The 8,612-nt window shown below is 74.1% G+C and carries 6 protein-coding genes; all 6 read left to right on the top strand.

Features of this window, described 5'->3' with window-relative positions; all coding sequences use genetic code 11:
• On the top strand, positions 1 to 1,389 hold a 1,389-nt coding region (gene ahcY / locus VGH76_RS10540; protein ID WP_331556632.1), incomplete at its 5' end, for an adenosylhomocysteinase.
• Positions 1,390 to 1,587: 198 nt separating this feature from the next.
• Entirely contained in the window at positions 1,588 to 2,292 is a 705-nt protein-coding gene (locus VGH76_RS10535; protein ID WP_331556630.1) for a dTMP kinase, read from the top strand.
• Positions 2,289 to 2,966, top strand: coding sequence for an MtrAB system response regulator MtrA (gene mtrA / locus VGH76_RS10530; RefSeq protein WP_331556629.1), 678 nt, complete (start codon positions 2,289 to 2,291; stop codon positions 2,964 to 2,966). Before VGH76_RS10535 ends, mtrA begins: the two co-directional genes overlap by 4 nt.
• A gap of 18 nt (positions 2,967 to 2,984) precedes the next feature.
• Entirely contained in the window at positions 2,985 to 4,796 is a 1,812-nt protein-coding gene (gene mtrB, locus VGH76_RS10525; protein ID WP_331556628.1) for an MtrAB system histidine kinase MtrB, read from the top strand.
• Positions 4,793 to 6,616 carry an LpqB family beta-propeller domain-containing protein gene (locus VGH76_RS10520; RefSeq protein WP_331556627.1) on the top strand — a complete coding sequence of 608 codons (1,824 nt, stop codon included), beginning with the start codon at positions 4,793 to 4,795 and terminating at the stop codon, positions 6,614 to 6,616. The genes mtrB and VGH76_RS10520 overlap by 4 nt, the downstream gene beginning before the upstream one ends.
• A gap of 1,163 nt (positions 6,617 to 7,779) precedes the next feature.
• Entirely contained in the window at positions 7,780 to 8,478 is a 699-nt protein-coding gene (gene hpf, locus VGH76_RS10515) for a ribosome hibernation-promoting factor, HPF/YfiA family (RefSeq protein ID WP_331556625.1), read from the top strand.
• Positions 8,479 to 8,612: the final 134 nt, after the last annotated feature.

Below are 8,612 nucleotides of genomic sequence, written 5' to 3'. Positions count from 1 at the left end.
GAGATCCGCCTGGCCGAGCACGAGATGCCGGGCCTGATGGCGCTGCGCCGGGAGTACTCCGAGGCGAAGCCGCTGCACGGTGCGCGCATCTCGGGCTCGCTGCACATGACCGTCCAGACCGCGGTGCTCATCGAGACGCTGACGAGCCTCGGCGCCGAGGTCCGCTGGGCCTCCTGCAACATCTTCTCCACCCAGGACCACGCGGCCGCCGCGGTCGTCGTCGGCCCGAACGGGACCGCCGACAACCCCCAGGGCGTCTCCTGCTTCGCCTGGAAGGGCGAAACGCTGGAGGAGTACTGGTGGTGCTGTGAGCAGATGATGACCTGGGCCGACGCGGACACCCGCGGGCCCAACATGATCCTCGACGACGGCGGCGACGCCACGATGCTCGTCCACAAGGGCGTCGAGTTCGAGAAGGCCGGCGTCGTCCCGTCGGTCACCGACGAGGACCCGGCCGAGTACCAGGTCGTCCTCGACACGCTGCGCCGCTCCCTCGAGGCCGACAAGCAGCACTGGACCAAGGTCGCGTCCGGCATCAAGGGCGTCACCGAGGAGACCACCACCGGTGTCCACCGGCTCTACGAGTTCGCCGAGCAGGACAAGCTCCTGTTCCCGGCGATCAACGTCAACGACTCGGTCACCAAGTCGAAGTTCGACAACAAGTACGGCTGCCGCCACTCGCTCGTCGACGGCATCAACCGTGCGGTCGACGTCCTGATCTCCGGCAAGAAGGCCGTCATCTGCGGCTACGGCGACGTCGGCAAGGGCTCGGCGGAGTCGCTGGCAGGCCAGGGCGCCCGGGTCACCGTCACCGAGACGGACCCGATCTGCGCGCTCCAGGCGCTCATGGAGGGCTACGACGTCCAGACGCTCGACAACGTGATCGAGCAGGCCGACATCGTCATCACGACGACCGGCAACAAGGACATCGTCACCCTCGACCACATGAAGCGGATGAAGCACCAGGCGATCCTGGGCAACATCGGCCACTTCGACAACGAGATCCAGATGGAGAAGCTGGAGAAGTCCGGCGACGCCACGCGGATCAACATCAAGCCGCAGGTCGACGAGTGGAAGTTCGACGACGGCCACTCGATCATCATCCTGAGCGAGGGCCGGCTGCTGAACCTCGGCAATGCCACCGGCCACCCGAGCTTCGTCATGTCGAACTCGTTCGCCAACCAGACGATCGCGCAGCTCGAGATCTTCACCAAGCCCGGTGAGTACCCGATCGGCGTGTACCGCCTGCCCAAGCACCTCGACGAGAAGGTCGCGCGCGTCCACGTCGAGGCGCTCGGCGCCGAGCTGACCAAGCTCACCAAGGACCAGGCCGAGTACATCGGCGTGGACGTCGAGGGCCCGTACAAGCCGGACCACTACCGCTACTGAGCCACCGCGGGCTGAACTGACCGAAGGGCACCATCGATCGATCTATTCGATCGGTGGAGCCCGTCGCTCATCCGCGGGTGCTCGCCGGATTCCGACCGAGGGGCCCCTTCGCTCGATCTACTCGAGCGACGGTGCCCTTCGCTCGGAACGGCCCCTCCCACCGTCGTCACACCCCGTCGCTGACTAGCGTGGTCGCCCGTGGGCGTGGTGGTGGCCGTCGAGGGGCTGGACGGGGCGGGCAAGGCGACCCTGGTCGACGCGCTCGGCCGGGCCGCCCGCACGCGGGGCGCCTCCGTCGCGACGCTCGCCTTCCCCCGCTACGACGACGACGTCCACGCCGCCCTGGCGGGGGAGGCGCTGCACGGCGAGCACGGCGACACCGCCGCGTCGGTCCACGCGATGGCCCTGCTGTTCGCCCTCGATCGACGCGATGCCGCGCCGCGCCTGATCGACCTCCGCGCCGCGCACGACCTCGTCCTCGTCGACCGCTACGTCGCCTCCAACGCCGCCTACGGCTCGGCCCGCCTGCACCAGGGCGTCGGGGAGTTCGCCGCCTGGGTCCACGCCCTCGAGGTCGAGCGCTTCGGCGTGCCCGCCCCGGACGCCCAGGTCCTCGTCCGGGTGCCCCCGGAGCTCGCGGCGCAGCGGGTCCGGGAACGCGCCCGTACCGCCCCCGGCCGCGCCCCCGACGGCTTCGAGGCGGACGCCGCACTGCAGCTGCGGTGCGCCCAGGTCTACGACGAGCTCGCCGAACGGCAGTGGTGGAGCCGCTGGTGGGTGGCCGAGAACCGGCATTCGGGGGACAAAGCACTCACCCGGACGGCTGACGAAGTGATCCAAGCCGTGCTGACCGCGGAGTTCGCTCCCGGATTGTCGGTGAGAAGTGACACCATTGAGACATGAGCTCGCGAATCCTCGTGGTGGACGACGACTCCTCGCTCGCCGAGATGCTGACGATCGTCCTTCAGGGCGAGGGTTTCGACACCACGGTCGTGTCCGACGGCGCGGATGCGCTCCCGACGGTGCGGGAGTCCGCCCCGGACCTCGTGCTCCTCGACCTCATGCTGCCGGGCATGAACGGGATCGACGTGTGCCGGGCGATCCGGGCGGAGTCCGGGGTGCCGGTCGTCATGCTCACCGCGAAGACCGACACGGTGGACATCGTGCTGGGCCTGGAGTCCGGCGCGGACGACTACATCGTCAAGCCGTTCAAGCCCAAGGAGCTCGTCGCGCGCATCCGGGCCCGCCTGCGGCAGTTCCCCACCGAGCCCAGCGAGCAGATGCAGATCGGCGACGTGACGATCGACGTACCGGCGCACCAGGTCCGCCGCGGCGGGTCGCCGATCCCGCTCACCCCGCTGGAGTTCGACCTGCTCGTGGCCCTCGCCCGCAAGCCGCGCCAGGTCTTCACCCGCGAGGTGCTGCTCGAGCAGGTCTGGGGCTACCGGCACGCGGCCGACACCAGGCTGGTGAACGTGCACGTCCAGCGGCTGCGCTCGAAGGTCGAGAAGGACCCGGAGCACCCCGAGGTGGTGCTCACCGTGCGCGGCGTCGGCTACAAGGCCGGGCCCCCCTGATCCACGCGGTGGGCAGGCGTGGCTGACCGGGTCTCGGGGCTGCGGCGCCGCCTCGAGCTCGCCCTCGCCGAGCGGGTCGGCGCGGTGCGGGTGCTGTGGCGCCGCTCGATGCAGCTGCGCGTCGTGCTCTCCACCGTCGCCATGTCCAGCGTCGTGGTGCTCGTGCTCGGTCTCGTGCTGCAGACCCAGATCGCCGACCGGCTGCTCCAGGGCAAGCAGCAGGCGGCGCTGGTCCAGGCCGACATCAGCCGCGGCAACCTCGAGCGGGACCTCGCGCGCGTCGACCCCGACCGCGACGGCACCCAGAGCACCCTCGACGAGGCCCTCGACCGGCTCACGTCCTCGGGGGCCGGCTCCGACTCCCGCGACGCCGGAGCGTTCGAGGCGGTACTGGTGGCCGGCACCGAGCCGCTCGGATCCACGAGCACGACCGGCGCCGCCATGCCCGGCCAGGCGGACCCGTCGTCGGGACCCGCCGACGTCGTGCCCCCGCAGCTGCGCGACCCCGTGCTCAAGGGGTTCCTCGCGACGAAGTACGTGACGGTGCCCGCGGCGGGCGGCGCGGGGGTCCCGGCCCTCATCGTCGGGCAGCCGGTGCGCACCGCCGGCCGCAACCTGCAGCTCTACCTGATCTTCCCGCTGTCGGCCGAGCAGCGGACGCTCGCGCTCATCCAGTCCACGCTCGCGCTGGCCGGGCTCGCGCTGCTCGGCCTGCTCGCCGGCATCTCCAGCATCGTCACCCGGCAGGTGGTGCGCCCGGTCCGCCAGGCCGCCGACGTCGCGGAGCGCTTCGCCGACGGCCACCTCGACGAGCGCATGCCGGTCTACGGCGACGACGAGGTGGCCCGGCTCGCGGAGTCCTACAACGAGATGGCGGCCAGCATCCAGCAGCAGATCCACCAGCTCGAGGAGTTCGGGGCCCTGCAGCGCCGGTTCACCTCCGACGTCAGCCACGAGCTGCGGACCCCGCTGACGACGGTGCGCATGGCTGCGGAGGTGCTCCACGACCAGGCGGAGGATCTCGACGCCGTCGCGCGGCGCTCGGCACAGCTGCTCGTCGACGAGCTCGACCGCTTCGAGTCGCTGCTCGGCGACCTGCTGGAGATCAGCCGGCTCGACGCCGGGGTCGCCGAGCTGGCCGTGGAGCGCGTCGACCTGCGCGACATCGTGCGGCGCTCCGCCGAGACCGTCCGCCACCTCGTCGACGCCACCGCCACCCCGTTGCTGCTCGACCTCACCGAGCCCGCCGAGGCCGAGGTCGACCCCCGCCGCGTCGAGCGCATCCTGCGCAACCTGCTGGCCAACGCCCTCGACCACGGCGAGTCGAGGCCGGTCGAGGTCCGCGTGGCCGCCGACGAGCACGCCGTCGCGGTGGTGGTGCGCGACCACGGCATCGGGCTGAAGCCCGGGGAGGCCGGGCTGGTGTTCAACCGGTTCTGGCGCGCCGACCCGTCCCGGCAGCGCCGCAGCGGCGGGACGGGGCTGGGCCTGGCGATCAGCCTCGAGGACGCCCGGCTGCAGGGCGGCTGGCTGCAGGCCTGGGGCGAGACCGACCACGGCTCGGTGTTCCGGCTGACCCTCCCGCGCACCGCGGGCGACCTGCTGCGCACCAGCCCGCTGCCGCTGATCCCGGTCACCGGCGCGCCCGCGGACGCCGAGCCCGGCATCCACGAGGCCGCGGCCACCACCGGGACCGCCCTGCCGCCGCCCACCGGGGAGATCCCCGCGACCCGCGCCGGGGACGACGAGGCCGGGGACGGGGACGGCAGGGACGACACCGCCGGGCCCGACCGGCCGGGGGCGGTGTCGGGGCGCGGGGAGGCGTGGTGAGCCGCCACCGCGCCCTGCTCGCGGCCCTCCTCGGCCTCGTGGCGCTGCTGCTCGCCGGGTGCGCGACGGTGCCGGGCTCGTCCGACGTGACGGTGCTGCGCCGCGTCGGCGACCCGGCCGAACCGAGCGCGCCGCCCGGGCCGGCCCGCGGGGCACAGCCGCTGGAGATCGTGCGGGGCTGGATCCTCGCCTCCGGCGCCACCGCCGAGCGCCACAGCGCCGCCCGGGCGTTCCTCTCGCCGCCCGCGGCCGGCTCCTGGGACGACGGGTCCTCGCCGACCGTGGTGGACGACCGGGTCGACACCGTGTTCTCGCCCGGCAGCGGGCAGTCCGGGACGGCCTCGGTGCGCGTGCGGGCCGACAAGCTCGGCACCCTGCGTCCCGACGGGGCGTTCGTCCCCGACCCCGGAACCGTCGACGTCACCGTCGGGCTCACCGAGAACAACGGGGTCTGGCGCATCTCCGCGCTGCCGCCGGGCACGATCGTTCGGCACTCGGACCTGCGGGCCAACACCCGGCCGGTGCGCATCTGGTTCTCCGCGGCGGTCGGCGGCGCGCCGGTGGGGGAGACCCGCTACCTCGCGACCAGCCCCGTTCGCTCGGTCCCCGCCCGGGTGCTCGACGAGCTCTTCTCGGGCCCCTCCGACGATCTCCGCGGCGCCGCGCTCTCGGCCCTCCCGGCCGGCGCGCTGCTCCGCTCGGCGGTCGGCACCACCACCGACGGCGTCGCGACGGTGGACCTGACGCACATCGGGCCGGTGGACGCGCTCGACGCTGGCCGCCGCGCCGAGATCGCGCAGCAGGTCGTGCTCACCCTCGCCGGCGTGGGCCTCGACCGCGTCCGCCTCACCGTGGACGGCACCCCGCTGCTCGACGGGCGCCCGCAGCTCGGCGTCGACGACGTCCTCGCGGGCCTCCCGCCCGCCGTCCGGGACCGTCAGGACCTGCCCAGCGCCCCGGCGAGCGGCGACGCGGCGACGTCGTCGGCGCTCCTCGTCACCGGCGGCCGGGTGCGGGCGATCCCGCAGGACCCCACCCTCGGGCCCGACCCCGGCCGTCCGGCGGCACCCGACCTCGTCACCGGCGTCGACGACGCCCGCAGCGCCGCCGCCTCGCCCGACGGCCGCGACGTCGCCGTCGTCGGGCTGGAGGGCGCGACGATGCGGCTCTCGGTGGGCCGGGTGGGCGCGGCGGTCTCCCCGACGCCGATCACCGGCACGACGATCACCCGCCCGTCGTGGACCCCGGACGGTGCCGAGGTGTGGACGGTGGTGGACGGGCGCCCGCTGCGCGCGGTGCGCGGCGGGCCGTCCCCCGACGCCCCGGTCCTCGCGCCGGTCGGGCTCGACACGACGCCGCTCGCCGGTCTCGGTGCGCTCACGGGCCTGCGGCTCTCCCCGGACGGCACGCGGGTCGCGCTGGTCGCCGGGGGACACGTCGTCCTCGCGACCGTGCTGCGCGACGCCGGGGGCGGGGCCCGGCTGGGCGCGGTCCGCGTGCTGCGCCCCGGGCCCGCGGGGAAGGCGCTCGAGGGCGTCGTCGACGTGACCTGGTCGCAGACCGACCGGCTGGTCGCGGTGGGGTCGGCGGCGGGCCACCCGGTGCAACGGGCCTCGGCCGACGGGCTCGACCTCGACGACGGGCCCACGACCAATCTCACGCCCCCGGTCACCGCGGTGGCGGCGGCCCCGAACCGCCCGACGCTGGTGGTCGACCAGGGCGGGCTGTGGGCGCTGCCCGCGGACGGCTCGGACGGGGGAGACGTGTGGCGCTCGGTGCCGGGCGGGTCGAACTCCTCGGTGCCCGCGTACCCGGGGTAGGTGCCTCCTCCCGGAGCAACCGGTCGTCCACAGCGGCACCGGACCCCCCGGGTCGTCCACAGCCGGCGTCGCGGTGCTGGCCGGGCGGAGTCCGGGCCCGCCAGCCTCGGGGGTGTGCTGACACGACTCCTCGGGGCCCGCCCGGTGGCGGCCCTGGTCGACCTGCTGCTCCCTGCTCCCTGTGGCGGCTGCGGGGCCACGGTGGCGCCCGGCACCGGGCTCTGCTCGGCGTGCCTGGCAGCCCTGCGGCGCCCGCTGCCCGCCCCCGAGCGGCCCGACCTCCCGCCCGCGATGGCCCTCGCGCCCTACACCGGGGCCCCGAGGCACGCCGTCATCGCCTACAAGGAGCGCGGCCGCCGCGACCTCGCCGTCCCGCTGGCCGCGGCGCTGGGAGCGGCGCTCACCCGCCTCACCGGCGGTGGCTGCCTGCTGGTGCCCGCGCCGTCGCGGGCGGCCGCCGCCCGGGCCCGCGGGGGCGACCACATGCTGCGCATCGCCCACCGGCTCGCCCACGACGGGCACGGGCACGTGGTGCGCGCCCTGGCCCTCGCACGCCGCGCCCGGGACTCGGTGGGTCTCGACGCCGCCGCCCGCGCGGCCAACCTCGCGACGAACCTACGGGTCCGGCCGGGCGCGACGACCGGAGTGCCGGCCCGTCACGGGCCGGTCGTGCTCCTCGACGACGTCCTCACCACGGGCGCGACGGCGGCCGCCTGCGCCGCCGCGCTCGACGCGGCCGGGCTCCCGGTCGACCTCGTGCTGGTCCTCACCGCGGTGGGCGCCCGACGCCCTCGCGTACCCGGCGGGAGCCCGCCACGCGCGGCGGCCGGTGCCGCCGGGAGCCTCCGTCCACTCACCCGCGTGGCCGGACCCCCACCCGCCTCACCCGGATCACCGGGCACGCCCCGCGTTGGTCCGGCCGTGGCGTTCCCTCGACGCGGCAGCCGCCCACTCGACACCTTCCGGACACCCGCGGGAGTCAGTACCGTGGCGCACCTCACCGGTCAGGCAGACCGAGAGGAGGCGCGAACGTCGTACCGCGACGCCACGGGTCTCCGGGAGGCGCGTCCACCCCCTCCCCCGGCCCGGTCCTCGCCATCGAGGGCCCAGGCCCCTGTGACGGGCCGATCGTGGCGCCGCTCCCTCTTCCCTCGGGAGTTGATGTGGAGATCGTCATCTGCGGCCGCAACGTCGAGGTCCCGGAGCACTTCCGCGACCACACGACCGACAAGCTGGCACGACTCGGACGTTACGACCACAAAATCATCAGACTGTCCGTCGAACTCTTCCACGAGAACAACCCGCGCCGGTCCAAGACCTGCCAGAGCGTCGAGATCACCGGGCGGGGACGGGGGCCCGTCGTCCGGGCCGTCGGCTGTTCCGGCGACTTCTACTCCGCGCTGGACCAGGCCCTCCAGCGCATCGAGGAGCGACTCCGCCGCGCCCACGACCGCCGACTGCACAAGGCCGGGCGCCGCCGGGTCGCCGTCGGGGCGGGGGGCCTCTCCGAGGAGTTGCCCGCCTCGGGCGCCGACCTCGACGACGCCCTGCCGACCGCGCTGCGGGAGGAATCCGTGGCGGAGCGGGAGGATGCGGGGCACGAGTTCCTGCCCGACACCGCGATCCCCGCCGCCCGGGAGGCGCTCGACGACCGCTTCGGCCGTGAGGTCGAGGGCGACGGTCCGGGCCGCATCGCCCGCGTGAAGGAGCACGAGGGCGTGCCGATGACCGTCGACGATGCGCTCTCGCACATGGAGCTCGTCGGCCACGACTTCTTCCTGTTCTCCGACAAGTCCTCGGGGCGCCCGAGCGTGGTCTACCGCCGTCGCGGCTACGACTACGGCGTCATCTCCCTCGTCTGATTCCCTATGGGGGATCGGGTGTCAAGCGGTCTTGCGCTTGATCTTGGTGTGGTCGCAGGATCGTGGTTGGGGAAGGTCGCCTCGTTTGTCGGCGCCGCGAGCGTCTGACCGTTCATGTCCCGCGAGGACTTGCT

Origin of the sequence: Actinomycetospora sp., from assembly GCF_036497585.1 — a bacterium.
Lineage (GTDB): Bacteria > Actinomycetota > Actinomycetes > Mycobacteriales > Pseudonocardiaceae > Actinomycetospora.
This window is presented reverse-complemented; position numbering and strand designations above follow the sequence as displayed.